21 protein-coding genes are annotated in these 20,998 nt (G+C 71.5%); 8 read left to right on the forward strand and 13 right to left on the reverse strand.

Annotated elements, in window-relative coordinates:
• Positions 1–46: 46 nt before the first annotated feature.
• Together ABZ823_RS19910 and ABZ823_RS19915 are read left to right on the forward strand one after the other, a co-directional pair.
• Entirely contained in the window at positions 47–1,249 is a 1,203-nt protein-coding gene (locus ABZ823_RS19910) for an erythromycin esterase family protein (protein WP_361661654.1), read from the forward strand.
• A 223-nt stretch (positions 1,250–1,472) separates the two neighbouring features.
• Complete coding sequence (locus tag ABZ823_RS19915) at positions 1,473–2,222, forward strand: maleylpyruvate isomerase family mycothiol-dependent enzyme (RefSeq protein ID WP_361661657.1); 750 nt, start codon at positions 1,473–1,475, stop codon at positions 2,220–2,222.
• Between the two features lie 9 nt (positions 2,223–2,231).
• On the opposite strand, the gene ABZ823_RS19920 is transcribed toward ABZ823_RS19915, so the two are convergent.
• Positions 2,232–2,627 (reverse strand): MarR family transcriptional regulator, encoded by a 396-nt coding sequence (locus ABZ823_RS19920; protein WP_361661660.1) that lies wholly within the window; start codon positions 2,625–2,627, stop codon positions 2,232–2,234.
• A gap of 86 nt (positions 2,628–2,713) precedes the next feature.
• On the opposite strand from ABZ823_RS19920, the gene ABZ823_RS19925 reads away from it, so the two are divergent.
• Positions 2,714–4,195 (forward strand): MFS transporter, encoded by a 1,482-nt coding sequence (locus tag ABZ823_RS19925; RefSeq protein WP_361661663.1) that lies wholly within the window; start codon positions 2,714–2,716, stop codon positions 4,193–4,195.
• A gap of 72 nt (positions 4,196–4,267) precedes the next feature.
• Entirely contained in the window at positions 4,268–4,579 is a 312-nt protein-coding gene (locus ABZ823_RS19930) for a DUF6332 family protein (RefSeq protein WP_361661666.1), read from the forward strand.
• Here ABZ823_RS19930 and ABZ823_RS19935 read toward each other — a convergent pair.
• From ABZ823_RS19935 to ABZ823_RS19945, 3 genes are all read right to left on the reverse strand, one after another.
• A complete protein-coding gene (locus ABZ823_RS19935; RefSeq protein ID WP_361661668.1) occupies positions 4,540–5,205 on the reverse strand; it encodes a response regulator transcription factor in 666 nt (221 codons plus the stop codon). The genes ABZ823_RS19930 and ABZ823_RS19935 overlap by 40 nt on opposite strands.
• Positions 5,202–6,353 carry a sensor histidine kinase gene (locus ABZ823_RS19940; protein ID WP_361661764.1) on the reverse strand — a complete coding sequence of 384 codons (1,152 nt, stop codon included), beginning with the start codon at positions 6,351–6,353 and terminating at the stop codon, positions 5,202–5,204. The genes ABZ823_RS19935 and ABZ823_RS19940 overlap by 4 nt, the downstream gene beginning before the upstream one ends.
• A gap of 334 nt (positions 6,354–6,687) precedes the next feature.
• Entirely contained in the window at positions 6,688–7,380 is a 693-nt protein-coding gene (locus tag ABZ823_RS19945; RefSeq protein ID WP_361661671.1) for a TetR/AcrR family transcriptional regulator, read from the reverse strand.
• Positions 7,381–7,765: 385 nt separating this feature from the next.
• Between ABZ823_RS19945 and ABZ823_RS19950 the strand changes: the two genes are divergently transcribed.
• On the forward strand, positions 7,766–8,215 hold the full coding sequence (locus ABZ823_RS19950; protein WP_361661674.1) for a nitroreductase family deazaflavin-dependent oxidoreductase: 450 nt from the start codon (positions 7,766–7,768) through the stop codon (positions 8,213–8,215).
• Here ABZ823_RS19950 and ABZ823_RS19955 read toward each other — a convergent pair.
• The gene (locus ABZ823_RS19955) at positions 8,205–9,437 is read right to left on the reverse strand and encodes a geranylgeranyl reductase family protein (RefSeq protein WP_361661677.1); all 1,233 of its coding nucleotides are present in this window, start codon (positions 9,435–9,437) and stop codon (positions 8,205–8,207) included. The genes ABZ823_RS19950 and ABZ823_RS19955 overlap by 11 nt on opposite strands.
• Before the next feature lie 208 nt (positions 9,438–9,645).
• Between ABZ823_RS19955 and ABZ823_RS19960 the strand changes: the two genes are divergently transcribed.
• The gene (locus ABZ823_RS19960; RefSeq protein WP_361661680.1) at positions 9,646–11,001 is read left to right on the forward strand and encodes a dipeptidase; all 1,356 of its coding nucleotides are present in this window, start codon (positions 9,646–9,648) and stop codon (positions 10,999–11,001) included.
• Between the two features lie 295 nt (positions 11,002–11,296).
• Here ABZ823_RS19960 and ABZ823_RS19965 read toward each other — a convergent pair whose 3' ends face one another.
• From ABZ823_RS19965 to ABZ823_RS19980, 4 genes are all read right to left on the reverse strand, one after another.
• The gene (locus ABZ823_RS19965) at positions 11,297–12,337 is read right to left on the reverse strand and encodes an NUDIX hydrolase (RefSeq protein WP_361661683.1); all 1,041 of its coding nucleotides are present in this window, start codon (positions 12,335–12,337) and stop codon (positions 11,297–11,299) included.
• Between the two features lie 180 nt (positions 12,338–12,517).
• Positions 12,518–12,712, reverse strand: a complete 195-nt coding sequence (locus ABZ823_RS19970; RefSeq protein WP_361661686.1) for a hypothetical protein — start codon at positions 12,710–12,712, stop codon at positions 12,518–12,520.
• Positions 12,713–12,826: 114 nt separating this feature from the next.
• The gene (locus ABZ823_RS19975) at positions 12,827–13,078 is read right to left on the reverse strand and encodes a hypothetical protein (RefSeq protein WP_361661689.1); all 252 of its coding nucleotides are present in this window, start codon (positions 13,076–13,078) and stop codon (positions 12,827–12,829) included.
• 449 nt (positions 13,079–13,527) lie between these two features.
• Positions 13,528–14,487, reverse strand: a complete 960-nt coding sequence (locus ABZ823_RS19980; protein WP_361661692.1) for an ROK family protein — start codon at positions 14,485–14,487, stop codon at positions 13,528–13,530.
• 213 nt (positions 14,488–14,700) lie between these two features.
• Here ABZ823_RS19980 and ABZ823_RS19985 point away from each other — a divergent pair, with 213 nt between their 5' ends.
• A complete protein-coding gene (locus tag ABZ823_RS19985) occupies positions 14,701–15,795 on the forward strand; it encodes a LacI family DNA-binding transcriptional regulator (protein ID WP_361661695.1) in 1,095 nt (364 codons plus the stop codon).
• Positions 15,796–15,954: 159 nt separating this feature from the next.
• On the opposite strand, the gene ABZ823_RS19990 is transcribed toward ABZ823_RS19985, so the two are convergent.
• Positions 15,955–17,259 (reverse strand): aldolase/citrate lyase family protein, encoded by a 1,305-nt coding sequence (locus tag ABZ823_RS19990; RefSeq protein ID WP_361661698.1) that lies wholly within the window; start codon positions 17,257–17,259, stop codon positions 15,955–15,957.
• 241 nt (positions 17,260–17,500) lie between these two features.
• Here ABZ823_RS19990 and ABZ823_RS19995 point away from each other — a divergent pair, with 241 nt between their 5' ends.
• The gene (locus ABZ823_RS19995; RefSeq protein ID WP_361661701.1) at positions 17,501–18,406 is read left to right on the forward strand and encodes an endonuclease/exonuclease/phosphatase family protein; all 906 of its coding nucleotides are present in this window, start codon (positions 17,501–17,503) and stop codon (positions 18,404–18,406) included.
• 56 nt (positions 18,407–18,462) lie between these two features.
• On the opposite strand, the gene ABZ823_RS20000 is transcribed toward ABZ823_RS19995, so the two are convergent.
• The 3 genes from ABZ823_RS20000 to ABZ823_RS20010 form a co-directional block, all read right to left on the reverse strand.
• The gene (locus ABZ823_RS20000) at positions 18,463–19,425 is read right to left on the reverse strand and encodes an electron transfer flavoprotein subunit alpha/FixB family protein (protein WP_361661704.1); all 963 of its coding nucleotides are present in this window, start codon (positions 19,423–19,425) and stop codon (positions 18,463–18,465) included.
• Positions 19,426–19,481: 56 nt separating this feature from the next.
• Positions 19,482–20,267, reverse strand: coding sequence for an electron transfer flavoprotein subunit beta/FixA family protein (locus tag ABZ823_RS20005; protein ID WP_361661706.1), 786 nt, complete (start codon positions 20,265–20,267; stop codon positions 19,482–19,484).
• Positions 20,268–20,461: 194 nt separating this feature from the next.
• Positions 20,462–20,971: a flavin reductase family protein gene (locus ABZ823_RS20010; RefSeq protein WP_361661709.1), complete on the reverse strand. Its 510-nt coding sequence runs from the start codon at positions 20,969–20,971 to the stop codon at positions 20,462–20,464.
• Positions 20,972–20,998 lie beyond the last annotated feature (27 nt).

Raw genomic sequence — 20,998 nt, forward strand, 5'->3', positions numbered from 1 at the left:
ATCGCGGAAAAGTTGCAACCGTGAGTTCAACGATACCGTTGACGGCATGGCTACTGACATCAAGGGGACCGTCCATGCCGTCGAGGCCGCCGCCGTCATGAGGCTGCTCCCGGCCCGGCCCCGGCTGCTGGCCCTGGGCGAGCCCACCCACGGTGAGGACACTCTGCTCGACGTGCGCAATGAGCTCTTCCGGCAGCTCGTCGAGCAGGAGGGCTACCGGACGATCGCGATCGAGAGTGACTGCATGATGGGCCGAGCCGTGGACGACTACGTCACCTCGGGCATGGGCACTCTCGACGAGGTCATGGAGCACGGATTCAGCCACGGCTGGGGCACCTCCGCTGCCAACCGCGAGCTCGTGCGCTGGATGCGCGCCTACAACGACGGCCGGCCTGCCTCCGAGCGGCTCCGCTTCACCGGTTTCGACGGCCCGCTGGAGATCACCGCCGCCGCGAGCCCCCGGCAGGCCCTGACCGCATTCCACGGCTACCTCTCCGCCCGGGTCGACCCGAACCTGCTTCCCTGCACCGCGGAAACGCTCGACCGCCTGCTCGGCACCGACGACCGGTGGACCAATCCCGCCGCGATGATGGACCCGTCCCAGTCCGTGGGGCAGTCGGCCGAGGCCAGTCGGCTGCGGCTGCTCGCCGACGATCTGGTGGCGCTGCTCGACGCGCAGACGCCGCACCTGCTCGCGACGACCTCGCAAGACGACTGGGACCGGGCGCGCCTGTACGGGCGCACCGCGACCGGCCTGCTGCGCTACCACTACTGGATGGCCGACACCTCACCGGCCCGCATGACGCGGCTGTGCGCGCTGCGGGATCTGATGATGGCCCAGAACCTCATTGCCGTCGCCGCCCGGGGGCCGGCACTCCTGCACGCCCACAACTCCCATCTCCAGCGGGAGAAGAGCCTGATGCAGATGTGGGAGGGGCCGGTGGAGTGGTGGAGCGCGGGTGCGCTGGTGAACGCCCAGCTCGGCGAGGGGTACGCCTTCGTGGCCACGGCCCTCGGCACGATCCGGCACCGGGGAGTGGACACCCCGCCCCCGGACACCATCGAAGGGCTCCTGTACGCGCTTTCGGAGGATCGCTGCGTCATCGACGCCCCGCGGCTGGCCACCGCCCTCGGCGACACTCGGCCCGCGCCCCGCGTATCCCCCTGGTTCGGCTACTCCCCGCTCGACCCGGCCCACCTGGCGGACAGCGACGGCATCGTGTTCGTCAAGGACGTTACTCAGAGCTAGTGCCACCATCAGCGGCCCGGCCTGTGTCGGGGCGCCTCGGATGAGCGGCAGGCGTCCCGGCCGTCGACAGCGGATACGACCGCTCAGCGCCGGCCGCCCCGGGCGCCAGCAGGCTGGTGACCTCCGCGATGGCCTCCTCACGCGCCCGACCGCGGACGCCCCGGCCCAGGCTCGTCCCGTACGTACGCCCCCGACCCGGGCTTCGTCCGGCACACTCGACCCCATGGAGACTGCCGAGTTCGTTGGGGTTCTGGCCCGGGAGGGGCGGTTGCTGGCCGCCGCCGCGGAGGAGACGGGTACCGGCGCGAAGGTGCCCACCTGCCCGGAGTGGCGGGTGCGGGATCTGCTGCGGCACACAGGCATGGTGCACCGCTGGGCGGCGGCCTTCGTGGCCGAGGGGCACACCGCGTACCACCCCAGCGGCGGGCTGCCGGATCTCGATGGCGCGGCGCTTGTGACCTGGTTCCGCGAGGGGCACCGGCATCTCGTCGACACCCTGTCCTCCGCCGCGCCGGATGTGCGGTGCTGGCACTTCCTGCCGGCGCCCTCGCCTCTCGCCTTCTGGGCCCGGCGGCAGGCGCACGAGACGGTCGTGCACCGGTTCGACGCCGAGTCGGCGCGCGGTGGGACGCCCACCGAGGTCGGCACGGACCTCGCGCTCGACGGCATCGACGAGCTGTTGCGCGGCTTCCACGCCCGTGCCAAGAGCAGGGTCCGCAGCGAGGAGCCCCGGTTGCTGCGGGTGCGGGCGACGGATGCCGAGAATGCCGTGTGGAGCGTACGGCTGTCGGCCGGTCCGCCCGTGGCCGTACGGGAGGAAGCGGGGGAAGCGGGCGACGCGGACTGTGAAGTGGCGGGGCCCGCCGGGCGGTTGTACCTGTCGCTGTGGAACCGGCTGCCCTTCCCGAACGTGACCGGTGACACCTCGGTCGCCGCCTTGTGGCGCGAGAGGTCCGCCGTCGCCTGGAGCTGAGCGAACGGCTCAGTCCGCCAGCATTCTCGTCAGCACGGCGCGGTGCACCGGGAGCACCTCCCGGTGCAGGGCGCGCCCCCTGGCGGTGAGTGCCACGCGCACGCCGCGCCGGTCCTCCGGGCACATGGCCCGCTCGACCAGCCCGTCCTTCTCCAGGCGGGCGACGAGCCGCGACAGCGCGCTCTGGCTCAGATGCACCCGCTCGGAGATCTCCTGGACGCGGTAGGCGCGCGAGCCGTCCGCAGCGGTGCCCTCCGACAGCAGGTCGAGCACCTCGAAGTCACTGGCGCACAGGCCGTGCGGATGCAGGGCACGCTCGAGCTCGCACTGGGTGCGCGCGTGCAGCGTCAGGATGTCGCGCCACTGGCTCACGAGCGCCTGCTCGGCCTTGTCCACAGCCGCCATGGGCGCACCGTAGCAAAGAATCAGCATTGTTGCATCGGAATTAAATGCGCTTGCATTGAATGTATGCGCATGTAAGCCTGTGGGGCATGACCTCTCCGCTCACCACCCCCGCGTCCGAGGGACGCTGGACCCCCCGGCTATGGGGCACCCTCCTGGTGCTCTGCGCCGCGATGTTCCTGGACGCCCTGGACGTGTCGATGGTCGGCGTCGCCCTGCCGTCCATCGGTTCCGATCTTCACCTGACGACGTCGGCCCTCCAATGGGTCGTCAGCGGCTACATCCTGGGCTACGGCGGACTGCTCCTCCTCGGCGGACGCACCGCGGACCTGCTCGGCAGGCGCCAGGTCTTCCTGGTGGCACTGGGTGTCTTCGCGGTTGCCTCCCTGCTGGGCGGGCTCGTCGACTCGGGTCCGCTGCTGATCGCCAGCCGTTTCGTCAAGGGTCTGAGCGCCGCGTTCACGGCACCCGCCGGGCTGTCCATCATCACCACGACCTTCGCCGAGGGCCCGCTGCGCAACCGGGCCCTGTCGATCTACACCACCTGCGCGGCCACCGGCTTCTCCATGGGCCTCGTGCTCTCCGGTCTGCTCACCGAGGCCAGCTGGCGCCTGACCATGCTGCTTCCCGCACCGATCGCTCTGATCGCCCTGCTCGCGGGCCTCAAGCTGCTGCCCCGCAGCGAACGGGAGAAGGACCACAACGGCTACGACATCCCCGGCGCCGTCATCGGCACCGCGTCGATGCTGCTGCTCGTCTTCACCGTCGTCCAGGCCCCGCAGGCAGGCTGGACGTCCGCCCGGACGCTGCTGTCCTTCCTCGCCGTCGCCGTTCTGCTGACCGTCTTCGTCGCCGTCGAGCGGCGCTCGGCCGGCCCGCTGATCCGGCTGGGCGTGCTGCGCTCCGGCACCCAGATCCGCGCGCAGCTCGGGGCGATGGCGTTCTTCGGTTCGTACGTCGGCTTCCAGTTCCTGGTCACGCTGTACATGCAGTCGCTGCTCGGCTGGTCGGCGCTGCACACGGCGCTCGCCTTCCTGCCCGCGGGGGCGCTGGTGGCCGTCTCCTCGACGAAGGTGGGCGCGATCGTCGACCGCTTCGGGACCCCGCGGCTGATCGCGGTGGGCTTCGCGCTCATGGTCGTGGGCTATGCGCTGTTCCTGCGCGTCAGTCTGGACCCCGGGTACGCGAACGCCATCCTCCCGAGCATGTTGCTGATCGGCGCGGCCTGCGCGCTGGTCTTCCCCTCGCTCAACATCCAGGCCACCAACGGTGTCGAGGACCACGAGCAGGGCATGGTCTCCGGTCTGCTCAACACCTCGGTCCAGGTGGGCGGCGCCATCTTCCTCGCGGTGGTGACGGCGGTGGTGACCGCCAACGCGCCCGCGCATCCCTCACCGCAGGCCGTGCTCGACAGCTACCGGCCCGGTCTGATCGTGGTCACCGGCATCGCCCTCGTGGGCCTGCTCATCACCCTCACGGGGCTGACAGCGCGCCGGTCGCAGCGGTCCCTGGTGGTGGCCGGGTCCCTTCCGCAGGAGGTGGACGCGGAACCCGTGGCGGTCGGCGACTAGGGCGGGCACCTCCATACGTGCGCCCGGCGCGGCCTTCTTGCCCCGCCGGGCGCACGCCTGTTGACTCGACGCATGGAGAACCACGGGGGACCGCCACTCGGCGCCCGGCCACGGCGCACCCAGGCCGAGCGGGACGCGATCACGGTGGAGATCGGCTACGCGCTGTGCAGTGCCGCGTTCGCGGCGGCCCTGCTGTTCGGGGCCGTGGCGGGAGCGGCGTTCGCCTTCGACCTGGCGGGCGGGGCACGGCGCACGCTGGTCGCCTCGGGGGCCACCGTGGCCGCCGTGCTCTTCGTCGCTCGGGTCGTCAGCGTGCTGGTGCGCTTCGGGCGCGACGCCGGGAGTCAGCCCAGCCACCCCGGTCGTACCAGCCCCGACTCGTAGGCCAGCACCACCAGTTGAGCCCGGTCCCGGGCTCCCAGCTTGACCATGGTGCGGCTGACGTGGGTCTTCGCCGTGAGCGGGCTGACGACCAGACGGCGGGCGATCTCGTCGTTGGACAGGCCGATCCCGACCAGGGCCATCACCTCCCGTTCCCGCTCGGTGAGGGCGGAGAGCGAGGCGAGGGCCGCGGGCTGCTTGGAACGGGCGGCGAACTCGGAGATCAGCCGCCGCGTCACCCCCGGTGAGAGCAGAGCGTCGCCCTCGACCACCGCCCGTACGGCGCGCAGCAGTTCATCGGGCTCGGTGTCCTTGACGAGGAAGCCGGAGGCCCCGGAGCGGATCGCCTCGAAGACGTACTCGTCGAGTTCGAAAGTGGTGAGCATGACCACCTTCACCGCCTGCAGACCCGGGTCCCCCGTGATGCCGCGGGTCGCCGCGAGCCCGTCGACCAGCGGCATCCGGATGTCCATCAGCACGACGTCGGGCCGCAGTTCGCGCACCCTGCGCAGCGCCTCCTGACCGTCGGCGGCCTCCCCCGCCACCTCGATGTCCGGCTGGGCGTCCAGCAGTGCCCTGAACCCCGCCCTGACCAGAGACTGGTCGTCGGCGAGCAGTACTCGGATCATCGGTCCTCCCGGCTGACGACGGACTCCTCGGACGACGCTCTCAGCGGCAGCACGGCAAGCACCCGGAAGCCGCCGTCGGCACGCGCGCCCGCCTCGATCGTGCCGCCGAGCGCGGCGGCACGCTCCCGCATCCCGGCGAGCCCGTTGCCGCTGCCGCCCGCGTCGGCGCCGGTCGCGGGCCCGTCGTCGTCGATACGGAGTCGTAGCGCCCCCGCCGCGGTGTCGATGTGCACGCGCGCCTGCCGCGATCCGGAGTGCCGTACGACATTGGTGAGCGCCTCCTGGACGATCCGGAACGCGGCCAGGTCGGTGCCCGGGGCGAGCCGGGGTGCGGCCCCCTCGACGGTGACCGCCAGCCCGGCGCTCGCGGCCTGCTCGACCATTTCGGACAGCCGGCCCAGCCCGGGCGCGGGCGCGCGAGGCGCGTCACCGGGCGTACGCAGGGTGTCGAGCACCTGGCGCACCTCCCCGAGCGCCTCCTTGCTGGCGGCCTTGATCGTGGTGAGGGCCCTGCGCGCCTGCTCCGGGTCGGAGTCGAGGAGCGCGAGGCCCGTCCCCGCCTGGACGTTGATCACGGAGATGCTGTGGGCGAGGACGTCGTGCAGTTCACGGGCGATGCGCAACCGCTCCTCGTCCGCGCGTCGCCGCGCGGCCTGCGCCCGTTCGGCCCGCTCGCGCGCCCACTGCTCGCGCCGGACGCGCACCAGCTCCGCGACCGCCACGAACGCCACCACCCAGGTGGCGATGACCAGCTCCTGCCCCCAGGAGGCGGCCGGGTCCCCGGGCGGCGGCAGCCACCGGTACAACCAGTGCGAGACCAGGACATGCCCGCCCCAGAACATCCCGGCGGCCGTCCACGCCGCCTTTCGGCGCCCGGCGACGAGCGCGCCGAAACAGCCGACGGCGACGGTGAGGAAGACCGGGCCGTACGGGTATCCGGCGCCCAGATACACGGTCGCGGCCGCGGCCGTCACGAACACGACGGGTACGGGATACCGCTGCCGCCCGAGCAGTGCCCCCGCGGCCACGAGCAGCAGCACATGGGCGAAGGCGTCGAGGTGTGCGCGGTCGCTCTGCCGGCCGAGCGCCGCGAGATGCGTACCGACGACCACCAGCACGGTGAGCAGCAGAGTGGAACGCCAGGGCAGACGGGAGCCGCGGGACTCGTCGTCCCGGCGGCTCCCCCACGGCGGTCCCGGCCTCCAAGGCGGTCCCGATCTCCGAAGCGGTCCTGCTGCCCGAGGCGGTGTTGCTGTCCGAGGCGGTCCCGGATTCCGCCACGGTCCCGGCCTCCACGTCGGTCCGGACCTCCACGGTGGTCCGGGCGACCACGGCAGTCCGGGCCACCTCCGCGGGCCCGCTGCGCTCTGCTCCTCCATGACGTTCACGCTAGACGCAGCCGACGGCGGGCAGCGTCAGCCGGGCGAGGTGATCACGCGTACTCCCCGGGAAGTACGCCCGGCGGCGTCCGTGAGGCGGCGGCTACGGGAATACGAGGCCCACACCGTGAGCCAGTTGGGCCGCTGCGTGCCGGAAGAACGCCTCGCGGTCCTCCACAACCCTGTTGAACTGACCGAACACCTCGAACCCCACCAGCCCGAACAGCTGCGCCCAGGCCGCGACCCCGGCCGTGACCACCTCCGGCGGCAGATCGACGGCCAGGTCGTCGGCCATACGGCGCGCCTCGGGCTCGAGTTCGGCGGGCACCGGGGTGCGGGCCACACCGCGCTGCCGGTAGGCATCGCGCACGATGTCCATCAGCAGGAGGCCCACGCGGCTGGCGGCCGGGATGGTCGTCTCGGGCGCGGAATACCCGGGCACGGGTGTGCCGTAGATCAGCGCGTACTCGTGCGGGTGCGCGAGCGCCCACCCGCGCACGGCCTCGCACACGGCGACCCAACGCCGCGCGGGGGCGACATCGCCGGCCCGCGCGTCCGCGGCCTCAGCCGCTTCTCCGAGGGCGTCGTAGGCGTCGATGATGAGCGCGGTGAGCAGGTCATCGCGGCTGGGGAAGTAGCGGTAGAGCGCGGAGGAGACCATGCCCAGCTCACGGGCGACGGCGCGCAGGGAGAGCCTGGCGGCGCCCTCCGAGGCGAGCTGTCTGCGGGCCTCGTCCTTGATGGCGGCGGTGACCTCGATCCGGGCGCGGGCGCGGGCTCCTTGTGGGGTGCTCATACGCGCAGTGTGCCATGGTTCCGGAGCAGTGCACTCAACAGAGAGCACTGCACCGAAAGAAGAGCGCCGCATCAGAGCAAGAGCACTGCGCCGCATGGAGATCACAGCACCAAGCCGAGAGCGCCGCACCAAAACGAGAGCGCCGCACCAGACGGAGGGCACTGCACCAGCCCCCGGGGCGACCCCGCCCCCGGGACCTCCTCCACCCGCGAGCACCACCCCGCAGCCCCAGCGCCGAACACACCGAGCACACTGAGCACACCGCCTCAAAACGAGAGCGGCGCACCAAAACGTGAGCACTGCTCTTGCGCTGGATCACCGATCTCCCCCACACTGTCTGCGACGAGAGCATCGCTCACACTTTTGCGCCCACTGGAGGACGATCATGTCCACGCACGTCCGGAAGCCCGGCTGGTTCACCGTCAACGTCTTCAACCGCAGCGTGGCCTGGGTGACCCGGCGCGGCATCAGCGTCTGGGGCTCCCGGGTACTCGCCGTCCGCGGCCGCAAGAGCGGTGAGTGGCGCACCACACCCGTGAACCTGCTGACCGTGGACGGACAGCAGTACCTGGTCGCCCCGCGCGGCCATGTCCAGTGGACCCACAACATGCGCGCGGCCGGCGGCGGCGAACTGCGTCTCGGCAAGAACGTGGACGTGTTCACGGCCGACGAGGTCACCGACGACGACAAGGTGCCCCTGCTGCGCGCCTACCTCAAGCGCTGGAAGGCGGAAGTCGGGGTGTTCTTCAACGGCCTCGGCCCCGACTCCCCGGACGAGGAGCTGCGCCGGATCGCCCCCGACCACCCGGTCTTCCACATCACGGTCAGGAACTGACCTCGTCCCCCGCGGGCCCCCGGTCCAGCGCGGTCAGGACGCGCTGGGCGATCGGGCGGGTGCGGACCATCTCCGCCAGGGAGGTGGACCCCTGAGTGATGTCCTTGAACGCGTTCCAGGCGGGGCGGAAGCCGGTCAGTGCCGCGTGGAAGAGACCGGGACGCCGCTCGAACACCGTCAGCAGCCGCTTCCCGATGCTCATTTCGACGCCGAGACCGGCCTTGATCGCGAACGCGTAGTTCAGGGCCTGGCGCCGTGTGTCCACCGCGTCGTGCGCCTCGGCGATCCGGACCGCCCACTCGCCGGCGAGCCGCCCCGACCGCAGCGCGAACGAGATGCCCTCGCGCGTCCATGGCTCCAGCAGCCCCGCCGCGTCCCCGCACACCAGGACCCGGCCCCGCGACAGCGGCGAGTCGTCGGCACGGCAGCGGGTCAAGTGCCCGGAGGAGATGCTCGGTTCGAAGCCGGCGAGACCGAGCCGGGCGATGAAGTCCTCCAAATAGCGCTTGGTCGCGGCGCCTTCTCCGCGCGCGGAGATCACACCGACCGTCAGTGTGTCGCCCTTCGGGAACACCCAGCCGTAGCTTCCGGGCATCGGCCCCCAGTCGATGAGCACCCGCCCCTTCCAGTCCTCGGCGACGGTCTCCGGCACGGGGATCTCCGCCTCCAGACCCAGGTCCACCTGGCCGAGTTTCACCCCGACATGGGCTCCTATCCGGCTGGCGCTGCCGTCCGCGCCCACCACGGCGCGCGCCAGCAGCGTCTCGCCGCCCTGAAGGACAACGGCCACCGTCCGCCGGTCGGGCACCGCGGAGCCGTGCTGCTCGACCCGCGACACCGTCACACCCGTGCGCAGTTCCGCGCCCGCCTTCTGCGCGTGCTCGACGAGTTGCTGGTCGAACTCCGGGCGGTTGATCAGGCCGAACAGCATCTGCTTGGAACGGCGGGTCCGAGTGAAATGGCCGTTGTTGGAGAAGGTGACCGCGTGCACCCGGTCACGCAGCGGCAGCTCGAAGCCGGGCGGCAGGGCGTCACGCGAGGGGCCGATGATGCCGCCGCCGCAGGTCTTGTAGCGGGGCAGCTCCGCTTTCTCCACCAGCAGCACGCTCCGTCCCGCGACGGCCGCCGCGTAGGCGGCCGAGGCCCCCGCGGGCCCCGCTCCCACCACGACGACGTCCCACACCCGCTGCACGCCGTCCGCCGAAGAGTTCTCGCTGCTCACGATGGTCTACTGCTCCCGATCAAGCCGCCTGCCGCACCTGTCCCCCGCATCCTACGGCGGCGTCGTCGCAGGCCGCTGTGGGAGGATCGGCGGCATACGTGCACCGCACACTCGTGCGCGTTTACCCCGCCGTGATCATCCGTACACAGAAGTGCACACCTACACAGAAGTACCGTTGGTGCCACGTCGCACCTCAAGGAGCCTTCCCATGCCGTCGAACCCGATCGCCGAGACCGTCGCCTCGCTGATGCCCAGGGCGAAGGAGGAGCTCACCGAACTGGTGGCCTTCAAGTCGGTGGCGGACTTCGGCCAGTTCCCGAAGAGCGAGAGCGAGGGCGCCGCGAGCTGGGTCGCCGAGGCCCTGCTCGCCGAGGGCTTCCAGGACGTGGCGCTGCTGGACACCCCGGACGGCACACAGTCGGTGTACGGGTACCTGCCCGGGCCGGAGGGGGCGAAGACCGTACTCCTCTACGCCCACTACGACGTGCAGCCGCCGCTCGACGAGGCCGGCTGGACCACGCCGCCCTTCGAGCTGACCGAGCGCGACGGCCGCTGGTACGGGCGCGGCGCCGCCGACTGCAAGGGCGGCGTCATCATGCACCTGCTCGCGCTGCGCGCGCTTCGGGCCAACGGCGGCGTACCCGTGCATGTGAAGGTCATCGCGGAGGGCTCGGAGGAGCAGGGCACGGGCGGTCTGGAGCGGTATGCCGAGCAGCACCCCGAACTGCTGGCGGCCGACGCCATAGTCATCGGCGACGCGGGCAACTTCCGGGTCGGTCTGCCGACCGTCACCACCACCCTGCGCGGCATGACCCTGGTCCGCGTCCGGATCGACACGCTGGAGGGCAATCTGCACTCCGGCCAGTTCGGCGGCGCGGCCCCCGACGCCCTCGCAGCGCTCATCCGTGTCCTGGACTCGCTGCGCTCCGAGGACGGCACGACGACGATCGACGGGCTCACGGAAGGGTACGGCTGGGAGGGGCTGCGCTACGACGACGAGCAGTTCCGCAGGGACGCCAAGGTGATCGACGGTGTGGCGCTGATCGGCTCCGGCCCGGTCGCCGAGCGCCTCTGGGCCCGCCCCGCCGTGACCGTCCTCGGTATCGACTGCCCGCCGGTCGTGGGCGCGACCCCATCCGTGCAGGCGAGCGCTCGCGCGCTGATCAGCCTGCGGGTGCCGCCGGGTGTGGAGGCGGCCGAGGCCACGAAGCTGCTCCAGGCCCACCTGGAGGCCCACACACCGTGGGGCGCCCGGGTCCGGACGGAGCGGATCGGACAGGGACAGGCGTTCCGGGCGGACTCCTCCGGCCCGGCCTACACCGCGATGGCCGAGGCGATGACGGTCGCGTACCCGGGGCAGGAGATGCAGTACGCGGGCCAGGGTGGCTCCATCCCGCTCTGCAACACCCTTGCGTCGCTCTATCCGCAGGCCGAGATCCTCCTCATCGGCCTGAGCGAGCCGGAGGCGAAGATCCACGCGGTCGACGAGAGCGTGTCTCCTGAGGAGTTGGAGCGCCTGTCGGTCGCCGAGGCCCTCTTCCTGCGCAACTACGCGGCGAGCTGAGCGACTCTGCCACGGCAGAGGTCAGGTCCTCGGCCGTGGACGTCGTCCTCCCTGGGGTCGTCCCGTGGACGTGGGCGAAATCCTCATCGCGCTCACACACTTCTTCTTCGGGTACTTCAGTTGTTTCTCATTTCTTGCAACTCGGTCCAGTGAACGCGTCATACGCCGGCTCTCCTTCGCTGCCATCTCTCTTGTCCGGGATGTCTCAGGAAGGAGAGAGAGTCGCGTTCTCCAGGTCGGCCGCCGCGAGCGACCGTCCGGGCGAGGGCGGTCGCTCGCGGCCTTGAGGGCCCGGTCAGCCGACCGGGACGCCCGCTTCCAGGTAGAACGCCGCGCCGCGTTCGCGGGCCCGAAGCGCCCAGCGGAGGCGTTCGTAACGCACGGGCGGAAGGAGGTCGGCCGCTTCGGCTTCCGTGACGAACCGCCAGGCGCGCAGCTCCGGCCCGGGCAGCAGGACGCGCTCGGCTTCGGTTCGATCGAGGCGGCCGCCGTCGAAGAGGAGGCGCAGTCCGCCGTAGCCGGGGGGCGCGGGGCGCTCCCAGTCCACGACGAGGAGTCGGGGGACCTCCTCGAGCGTGATCCCTGTCTCCTCGGTGACCTCACGCATGCCGGCGCGGGCGGGGGCCTCGCCGGGCTCGACGACACCACCGGGGAACTCCCAGCCGGCCTTGTAGGTCGGGTCGACGAGCAGCACCCGGTCCTGCTCGTCGAAGAGCAGCACACCGGCGGCGAGGGTCTCGGAGGTCGGCTCGGGGGTCTGGACGATGTCACTGACGGGCGCGTCGCCGGTGCGCACGGCCTCTGCGATCCGCAGGGCGCTCTCGTACGGGGTGAGCGCGCTGGAGTCGACGGGGTGGGCGTCGGCGGCGAGCCAGGCGGCGAGGGCGGTGCGGTAGGGCTCGATGTGGTCGTACGACCACTGGCGGACCCGCATCTCGCCGTCGGGCAGTTCGGGAGGCACCTCCCGACCGGCTATCCGTTCCCGCAGGATCGTTTCGGCCGGGGCGAGCAGCACATGGCATACGGAGATGCGCCGGGCGGCGAGGCCGCCGAAGATCTCGTCGCGGTACTCCTGGCGCAGCAGGGTCATGGGAACCACGAGGACACCGCCCAGTTCGGCGAGCATGGCCGCCGCGGTGTCGATCACGAGCCGTCTCCAGATCGGAAGGTCCTGGAAGTCGCCGACCTCGGCGAGGCGTTTGGGCGGCAGCAGGTGCGTGAGCGCTCCGCCGATGACCTCGGGGTCGAAGAGCGTGCTGTTCGGGATCAGCTCGATCACTTCCCGTGCGGTGGCGGTCTTCCCCGCACCGAACGCGCCGTTGATCCAGACGATCACGTTTCCCCCTCTTCTGTTGGCCCCCTGTGGCTTGCCCGCTCCACCCTGCCATGGAAACCCTGCGCTGATGAGGGTGCGTCCCCGGCCGATCACGGGGGCGCGGGAGGGCCTCGGTCCGCATGCCGCGGCGCCGGTGCCCCTGCCGTCCAGGGGCACCGGCGCCGCGTCTTCGGCTCCCCCTCAGCCGTTCTGCCCCAGGGCGCCGTCGTCCGTGGCGAGGCCGTCCTGGTCGATCGTGTGGTCGACCGCGCTCAGGGTGTCCTTGACGTTCAGGTCACCGAGCGTGTCGTGGTCGCCCGCGTGGGAGGGGGTGACGGCCGCCACGACGAAACCGGTGGCGAGGGAGGCGAGGGCGAGCATGCTGCGCTTCTTCATGACCGGTTCAACTGCCGGCACCGGTCACAGGTCACGCCCTCTTCTGCGCTGCCTCCTCCCCGTGTCCCCGCCGCGCGGCAGACCTCGGCGGCATCGGTGCGCGTCCCGGCGGGGTCAGCGTTTGGCGAGGTCGGCGACCTTGGTCGTGAGTGCGGCCAGGGCGTCCTTGAGGGCGCCGTTGTTCTTGCCGGCCGTGTCGGTGAAAGTCTTCATGGCTTCGGCGAGTTCCACGTTGCTCAGGGCGAGTGCGAGGTTCGCCTCGGCCTGGAGTTGCACGATCTCGTCGGGGTGCGGCGTCGGCTTCTTGCGCGTCTGTGCGGCCCGCTGCCTGGCCTTGTCGATCAGTTCCCTCGCGTTCGTGACCATTGTTCCCCCTCGGGCGCCGGTGGCGTGTCGGGATCAAGGTAGGTCGTTGATCGCAGCGGGGGTAGATCGCTTCAAGCCGCCCGCCGCTCGATGGGCCGCGGGTTTCCGGTCCTCCTTGCCAGTCAGTCCTCCCGGCCGATGCGCGGCAGATCGGCGGTGAGTTGCCGCAAGCGCCGCTCGGCGTTCGCGGGCACGTCCGCCGACCCCTCGTCACCGGCTGCGGCCACATCGAGCAGGGCATGGAGCGGCTCATCAGGTTGCGGAAGGCGTCCTGGAGTTCGAGCAACAGCTCCCGCGCCGTTCCGGAGTCAGCCGGCAGCTCGGCCGTGTTCAGGCGGCGGGCCGCGTCCTGCATCAGGGGGATGAGGGGTCACAAGGGACGCAACGAAGCGTCACCCCGTCACCCTCCGACTCCAGCGACGTCTGGTCCGAGCGCTCCGCCCAGGGCGTCAGGTCGCGATGCCCGCCGCCGGTACGCTGTCCATGCCTCCCAGGGCCGCCGCGGCCGCGCCCACGAGTCCCGCGTCCGTGCCCATCAATGCCGGTGTCACGGTCAGGCCTTGCACGAAGGACAGTGTGGCGTAGCCGGAAAGCGCCTTGCGCAGAGGCGTGAAGAGGACCTCGCCCGCCTTGCCCACTCCCCCGCCGATCACCGCGATGTCGATCTCCACGAGCGTCGCGGTCGCGGCGATCCCCGCGGCCAGCGCCTGTGCGGCCCGCTCGAAGGAGGCCACGGCCACCGGGTCACCCTGACGCGCGGCCGCGGCCACCGCCGCGGCCGAGGTGTCGCCGTCCGGGCCGGGCCGCCAGCCGCCCTCCAGGGCGCGGCGGGCGATGTTCGGCCCGCTCGCGATGCGTTCCACACAGCCGCGGGAGCCACAGGGGCACGGATCCCCGTCCAGGTCGACGCTGATGTGGCCGATGTGGCCGGCGTTGCCGGTCGGGCCCGGGTGCAGCCGCCCGCCCAGGACGAGACCCCCGCCGACGCCCGTCGACACCACCATGCAGAGCGCGTTGTCATGGCCGCGGGCCGCGCCCTGCCAGTGCTCGGCGGCCGTGATGGCCACACCGTCGCCGATCAACTCGACGGGCAGGCCGTCGGTCGCCGCCCGCACCCGCGCGACGAGCGGATACCCGCGCCAGCCCGGTACGTTGACGGGGCTCACCGTGCCCGCGGAGGCGTCCACCGGACCCGCACTGCCGATCCCGACGGCGCCTGCCCTGCCCCAGAGCGGGGAGACCGTCAGCTCCCTGATGACGTCCTCCACGGCGCGCATCACGGTGTCGCCGTCCTCCTGGGCGGGCGTCGCGCGCTGCGCGCGCAGCAGGATCCGGCCGTGGCCGTCCACCAGTGCCCCGGCGATCTTGGTGCCGCCGATGTCGAGCGCGGCCACGAGGTCGGTGTGCATCAGTGTCAGATCTCCCAAGGCTTCGAGTCGTACCGGAGTCGTGCCGGACCCGAGGCACTGCGGCGGCCACCGCGGGGTCCGGGCCTCCGGCCGGGTACGGGCAGGAGGCGCCCCTGGGGAAGGCGCGGGCCGGAGATTTCGCTGGACAGTCTCCCCCGCATCTGACAACGTTGTCCAGGCTCTATGCTCGACGCCACATCCTCATACACCCCCATGGACCGACGCATCCCCGTGGACGACAGGACAGGACAGCGCATCGTGCCCGAGACCGCCCGCCGAGGAGACGGCGCCTCCGCAAGCCGCTACGGCACTCGTCCGACCATGAAGGACGTGGCGGCGCGAGCCGGAGTGGGCCTGAAGACGGTCTCGCGTGTCGTCAACGGCGAGCCCGGGGTCACCCCGGACACCGAGCGCCGGGTCCAGGAGGCCATCGAGGCGCTGGGCTTCCGTCGCAACGACAGCGCGCGCGTCCTTCGCAAGGGCCGTACCGCGAGCATCGGCCTGGTCCTGGAGGATCTCGCGGACCCCTTCTACGGACCGCTGAGCCGCGCGGTCGAGGAGGTCGCGCGCGCCCACGGCGCCCTGCTGATCAACGGCTCCAGCGCGGAGGACCCGGAGCGTGAGCAGGAGTTGGTGCTGGCGCTGTGTGCGCGCCGGGTGGACGGGCTGGTCGTCATCCCGGCCGGTGACGACCACCGCTATCTGGAGCCCGAACTGAGGGCGGGTGTCGCCACGGTGTTCGTGGACCGTCCGGCCGGGCGCATCGAGGCGGACGTGGTGCTGTCCGACAGCTTCGGCGGCGCCCGTGACGGGGTGGCCCATCTCATCGCGCACGGCCACCGGCGGATCGGCTTCATCGGTGACATGCCGAGCATCCACACGGCGGCGGAGCGGCTGCGCGGCTACCGGGCCGCCATGGAGGACGCGGGGATATTCGTCGAGCATTCCTGGATGTCCCTCGGCGTCACCGACCCCGAGCGGGTGCGACGGGCCGCCGAGGAGATGCTCTCCGGTCCCGCCCCCGTCACGGCGATCTTCGCCGGCAACAACCGGGTGACGGTCACCGTCGTGCGCGTTCTGGCCGAACGCGCCCGCCCGGTCGCCCTCGTGGGTTTCGACGACTTCGAGCTGGCCGATCTCCTCAAGCCCGGCGTCACGGTCGTCGCCCAGGACGCCGCCACTCTCGGCCGCACGGCCGCCGAGCGGCTCTTCCGCCAGCTCGACGGCACGCTCATCACTCCGGAGCGCATCGAACTCCCGACGCGCCTCATCACCCGTGGTTCCGGCGAACTGCCGCCCACCGACTGACACGCCGGCACGCGAACACCGGACGTCCCGCCGGTGCGGTCGAGCGGATGCCGCCCGTACGAGATGGGGAGCGCCGGGCGCCAGGGGTCGATCCCGCAAAGGCCGTCACCGGGCAAGTCCCGCCCGGGTCGGACCCGTCACCCCCGCCTCGGCGCGTTCCTACCGGGCCGACGCCGTCAGGTCGCCCCGTCGCGGCCTCGCGAAGCCCTCCAGGTCCGCTCGGGTAAGACCGGTCGCCCGGGCGACCTCGGCCGTGTCCAGCGCGCCGCAGTCCAGCCCGCGCAGCAGATAGCCGCTCAGCGCCTTCGCGGTCGCCGGCTCGTCCATGACGTCGCCGCCGCCCCGGCCCATGTACCGGACCAGGCGTGCCGCGGCCTGCTCGAAGCCCTCGCGGTAGAAGGCGAAGACGGCCGCGTACCGGGTGGGGAGGTGGCCGGGATGCATGTCCCAGCCCTGGTAGTAGGCGCGGGCAAGCGCCCTGCGGGTAAGCCCGTAGTGCAGCCGCCACGCCTCGTGGACCTTCTCGGTCGGACCGACCGGCAGGACGTTCGTGGAGCCGTCGCAGACCCGTACCCCGGTGCCCGCCGCCGCGACCTGCATGATCGCCTTGGCGTGGTCGGCGGCCGGGTGGTCGCCGGCCTGGTACGCGGCGGAGACACCGAGACAGGCGCTGTAGTCGAAGGTGCCGTAGTGCAGACCGGTGGCGCGCCCCTCGGCGGCCTGGATCATGCGTGCGACGGTCGCCGTGCCGTCGGCGGCGAGGATGGCCTGGCTGGTCTCGATCTGGATCTCGAACCCGATCCGTCCGGGCTCGAGCCCGTGCGCCTTCTCGAACTCCTCCAGCAGCCGCACCATGGCGGTGACCTGCTCGGGGTAGGTGACCTTGGGGAGGGTGAGCACGAGACCCGGCGGCAGGCCACCGGCCTCCATCAGGCCCGTCAGGAAGATGTCCAGCGTGCGGATGCCCCGGTCGCGCACCGGCGCCTCCATGCACTTCATGCGGATGCCGGTGTACGGGGCCGCCGTGCCGCCCCGGTGGGCCTCCGCGATCAGCCGCGCCGCTCGGGCGGCAGCCTGGTCCTCCTCCGCGTCCGGCCGCGGTCCGTAGCCGTCCTCGAAGTCGACGCGCAGGTCCTCGACCGGTTCGCGCTCCAGCTTCGCGCGTACGCGGTCGTGGACGGGCTCGGCAAGGTCCTCGGCGAGGCCCAGTACGGAGGCCAGCGACGCGGCGTCCGGGGCGTGTTCGTCGAGGGCGGCCAGAGCCTGCGTGCCCCAGGAGCGGATGGTGTCGGCGGCGAAGTCGTCCCCCGGGACGTAGACCGTGTGGACGGGTTGACGCGTGCCGGGGTCACCGGGGTAGCGGCGCTCCAACTCGGCGTCGACCGGGGCGAGAGAGGCACTGATCTCCTCGCTGACGGCATCCGTGAGACTTGTCGCCACCCGCTCCTGCTGACCCTGGCCCATCCGATACCCTCCCGCTTTCCGCTGCACGGAATCAACAATCCGTTGAACGAAGCTATCCGCGGCTCTTGCCATGGGTCAACACCTCCCGGATGGGGGCCACCGTCTTCCGGGGAGCGCGAGGCACCCCCCTCTTCGGGCTGGGACACTCCGCAGCTTTGCCGTGTCCACGCCCATCTCATCCGGCTCTGTCACACTACGGGGCGCAGGGCTCGTCCGGCACCCGGCACTGAAGGAGCCTCCCGTGCCCCACCTCAGCCGCGTCACGCGCCGCCTGGGTCTCAAGACCGCCGTGGCGGCCGCAGCCGCCCTGCCCTCGTCCGCTACGGCGCTGTCCTCGCAGCACGCCCCAGCCGTGGGCCGGCACGACCGCCACCTGGAGGTCATGTCGTTCAACCTGCGGTACGCGAGCAACGCCGGGCCCCACAGCTGGGCGGACCGCCGCCCGGTGACCCGCGCGCTCCTGCGCCGCGAACAGCCGCATGTCATCGGCACCCAGGAGGGCCTCTACCAGCAGGTGCGCGACATCGCCGCGGACCTCGGGGCGGAGTACGCGTGGATCGGCACGGGCCGTGCGGGCGGCAGCCGCGACGAGTTCGTGGCCGTCTTCTACGACACGCGCCGACTGGCCCCGGTCGAATACGACCACTTCTGGCTCTCCGACACCCCGGATGTGATCGGCTCGAACACCTGGGGCGGTGCCTGCATCCGTATGACCACCTGGGTCCGCTTCCGCGAGGCGCATCACCCTGCGCGGGAGTTCTACGTCCTCAACACCCACCTGGACAACGAGAGCCGGAACGCACGCGCGCGTGCCGCGTCTCTCATCGCGGAGCGCATCGCCGGACTGGACCGCTCCCTGCCGCTGGTGGTGACGGGCGACTTCAACGCGCCGGCCCACAAGAGTCCGGTCTACGAAACACTGCTCGGCGCCGGTCTCGTGGACACCTGGGACGCCGCGGCCGAGCGCACCGCGCCGTACGGCACGTTCCACGGCTACCGTCCGCCGCGGCCGCACGGTGACCGCATCGACTGGATCCTGGCCACGCCGGGCCTGACCGTGCACTGGGCATCGGTCAACACCTTCGCGGCGGACGGGCGGTTCCCGAGCGACCACCTGCCGGTGCAGGCGTCGCTGACCCTGGGATGAGCGAGGCCCCCGGGACCGCGGCGGCGGTCACGGGGGCCTCGGACCCGCGAAGTGGCTCAGCCCTTGCGGGCCTTGACCTCCTCGGTCAGCTGCGGGACGACCTCGAACAGGTCACCGACCACGCCGTAGTCGACGAGGTCGAAGATCGGGGCCTCGGAGTCCTTGTTGATCGCGACGATCGTCTTCGAGGTCTGCATACCGGCGCGGTGCTGGATCGCACCCGAGATACCGGAGGCGATGTACAGCTGCGGCGACACGCTCTTGCCGGTCTGGCCCACCTGGTTGGTGTGGGGGTACCAGCCCGCGTCGACGGCGGCACGCGAGGCACCGACGGCCGCGCCGAGGGAGTCGGCGAGCGCCTCGATGATCGCGAAGTTCTCCGCGCCGTTGACACCACGGCCGCCGGAGACCACGATCGCGGCCTCGGTCAGCTCGGGACGGCCCGTCGACTCACGCGGCGTACGGCCGGTGACCTTGGTGCCGGTCGCCTTGTCGGAGAACGTCACCGCCAGCTCCTCGACGCTGCCGGCGGCCGGGGCGGCCTCCACGGCCGCCGAGTTCGGCTTGACCGTGATGACCGGGGTGCCCTTGGCGACACGGGACTTGGTGGTGAAGGAGGCGGCGAACACCGACTGGGTGGCCACCGGGCCCTCGTCGCCGGCCTCGAGGTCGACGGCGTCGGTGATGATGCCGGAGCCGATGCGCAGCGCCAGACGGGCGGCGATCTCCTTGCCCTCCGTGGAGGACGGCACCAGGACGGCGGCCGGGGACACGGCCTCGTAGGCGGCCTGCAGCGCGTCCACCTTCGGCACGACCAGGTAGTCGGCGTACTCGGACGCGTCGTGGGTGAGCACCTTCACCGCGCCGTGCTCGGCGAGCGCGGCGGCCGTGTCGGCGGCACCCTTGCCGAGGGCGACGGCGACCGGCTCGCCGATACGGCGGGCCAGCGTCAGAAGCTCCAGGGTGGGCTTGCGGACGGCACCGTCCACGTGGTCGACGTAGACGAGAACTTCAGCCATGGGAACGGATCTCCTTGCGGATTGCGAAGTCTTCAGGGCGGTCAGGCTGAGGAGCCTTAGATGAACTTCTGGCTCGCGAGGAACTCAGCGAGCTGCTTGCCGCCCTCGCCCTCGTCCTTGACGATGGTGCCCGCGGTGCGCGCCGGGCGCTCGGTGACGGCCTCCACCGCGGTCCAGGCGTTCTCGAGACCGACCTCATCGGCCTCGATGTCCAGGTCCGACAGGTCCCAGGACTCCACCGGCTTCTTCTTGGCCGCCATGATGCCCTTGAAGGACGGGTAGCGCGCCTCGCCCGACTGGTCGGTGACCGAGACGACGGCCGGCAGGGACGCCTCCAGCTGCTCCGAGGCGGCGTCGCCGTCACGACGGCCCTTCACGGTGCCGTCCTCGACGGACACCTCGGACAGCAGCGTCACCTGCGGCACGCCCAGGCGCTCCGCCAGCAGCGCCGGTACGACGCCCATGGTGCCGTCGGTGGAGGCCATACCGGAGATCACCAGGTCGTAGCCGGCCTTCTCGATGGCCTTGGCCAGCACCAGCGAGGTGCCGATGGCGTCGGTGCCGTGCAGGTCGTCGTCCTCGACGTGGATCGCCTTGTCGGCACCCATCGACAGGGCCTTGCGCAGCGCGTCCTTGGCGTCCTCGGGGCCCACCGTCAGCACGGTGACCTCGGCGTCGTCGGCGTTCTCCGCGATCTGGAGCGCCTGCTCGACCGCGTACTCGTCCAGCTCGGAGAGCAGACCGTCCACGTCATCCCGGTCGACGGTCAGGTCATCGGCGAAGTGCCGGTCGCCAGTGGCGTCGGGCACGTACTTCACAGTGACAACGATCCTCAAGCTCACGCCGGCTCTCCTACTGCATCGACATTTCTGGGCTGCCTTCTTGCAGGCAGCATAGGCGCCTGAAGCGGCCGTTCCCGGTCGGGGCGACCCCACGCTCCGAACGAGATATTACTCGTCAGTACACCCAGTACATGCCCGCTAAGCAAGCGCTTTGAACTGTGACCTTGGCAACGCTGTGTAACCGGTCCGTGGGCTCAGTCGCGCAGCCCGTTGAAGCGTCCCTGGTGGTAGAGCAGCGGCCGTCCGGCGCCGGACGGGTCGCCGTGGACCACCTCGGCGAGGACCAGGCGGTGGTCGCCCGCGGGCACCCGTGCCACCACGCGGCACACCAGCCAGGCCAGCACGTCCTCCAGGACGGGAACTCCGTGGGGGCCCTCGCGCCAGCCGGTGGGCGCGCCGAAACGGTCGGCGCCACTGCGCGCGAAGGTGCCGGCCAGGTCTTCCTGGTGCTCGCCGAGTATGTGCACGCCGACATGGGCGGTCCCGGCGACGGCGGGCCAGCTGGAGGCGCCGACGCCGATGCCGAACGAGACGAGGGGAGGCTCGGCGGAGACCGAGGTGAGGGAGGTCGCGGTGAAGCCGACCGGGCCGTCGTCCCCCCGGGCGGTGATCACGGCGACCCCCGCCGCGTGCCGGCGGAAGACCGCGCGCAGGAGGTCCGGGGCAGCGATCCGAGCAGTGCCGAGGCCAGGGGTTGCCGTCATCGAGTCGTCCTTCTGGAGGAGGTGGCG

The sequence above is a fragment of the Streptomyces sp. NPDC047079 genome (assembly GCF_040643755.1).
Taxonomy (GTDB): Bacteria; Actinomycetota; Actinomycetes; order Streptomycetales; family Streptomycetaceae; genus Streptomyces.

Coding starts and splice junctions, on each gene's coding strand:
- ABZ823_RS19910 (WP_361661654.1), top strand. CDS start 47: ATGGCTACTGACATCAAGGGGACCGTCCATGCCGTCGAGGCCGCCGCC.
- ABZ823_RS19915 (WP_361661657.1), top strand. CDS start 1,473: ATGGAGACTGCCGAGTTCGTTGGGGTTCTGGCCCGGGAGGGGCGGTTG.
- ABZ823_RS19920 (WP_361661660.1), bottom strand. CDS start 2,627: ATGGCGGCTGTGGACAAGGCCGAGCAGGCGCTCGTGAGCCAGTGGCGC.
- ABZ823_RS19925 (WP_361661663.1), top strand. CDS start 2,714: ATGACCTCTCCGCTCACCACCCCCGCGTCCGAGGGACGCTGGACCCCC.
- ABZ823_RS19930 (WP_361661666.1), top strand. CDS start 4,268: ATGGAGAACCACGGGGGACCGCCACTCGGCGCCCGGCCACGGCGCACC.
- ABZ823_RS19935 (WP_361661668.1), bottom strand. CDS start 5,205: ATGATCCGAGTACTGCTCGCCGACGACCAGTCTCTGGTCAGGGCGGGG.
- ABZ823_RS19945 (WP_361661671.1), bottom strand. CDS start 7,380: ATGAGCACCCCACAAGGAGCCCGCGCCCGCGCCCGGATCGAGGTCACC.
- ABZ823_RS19950 (WP_361661674.1), top strand. CDS start 7,766: ATGTCCACGCACGTCCGGAAGCCCGGCTGGTTCACCGTCAACGTCTTC.
- ABZ823_RS19960 (WP_361661680.1), top strand. CDS start 9,646: ATGCCGTCGAACCCGATCGCCGAGACCGTCGCCTCGCTGATGCCCAGG.
- ABZ823_RS19970 (WP_361661686.1), bottom strand. CDS start 12,712: ATGAAGAAGCGCAGCATGCTCGCCCTCGCCTCCCTCGCCACCGGTTTC.
- ABZ823_RS19975 (WP_361661689.1), bottom strand. CDS start 13,078: ATGGTCACGAACGCGAGGGAACTGATCGACAAGGCCAGGCAGCGGGCC.
- ABZ823_RS19980 (WP_361661692.1), bottom strand. CDS start 14,487: ATGCACACCGACCTCGTGGCCGCGCTCGACATCGGCGGCACCAAGATC.
- ABZ823_RS19985 (WP_361661695.1), top strand. CDS start 14,701: ATGGACCGACGCATCCCCGTGGACGACAGGACAGGACAGCGCATCGTG.
- ABZ823_RS19990 (WP_361661698.1), bottom strand. CDS start 17,259: ATGGGCCAGGGTCAGCAGGAGCGGGTGGCGACAAGTCTCACGGATGCC.
- ABZ823_RS20000 (WP_361661704.1), bottom strand. CDS start 19,425: ATGGCTGAAGTTCTCGTCTACGTCGACCACGTGGACGGTGCCGTCCGC.
- ABZ823_RS20010 (WP_361661709.1), bottom strand. CDS start 20,971: ATGACGGCAACCCCTGGCCTCGGCACTGCTCGGATCGCTGCCCCGGAC.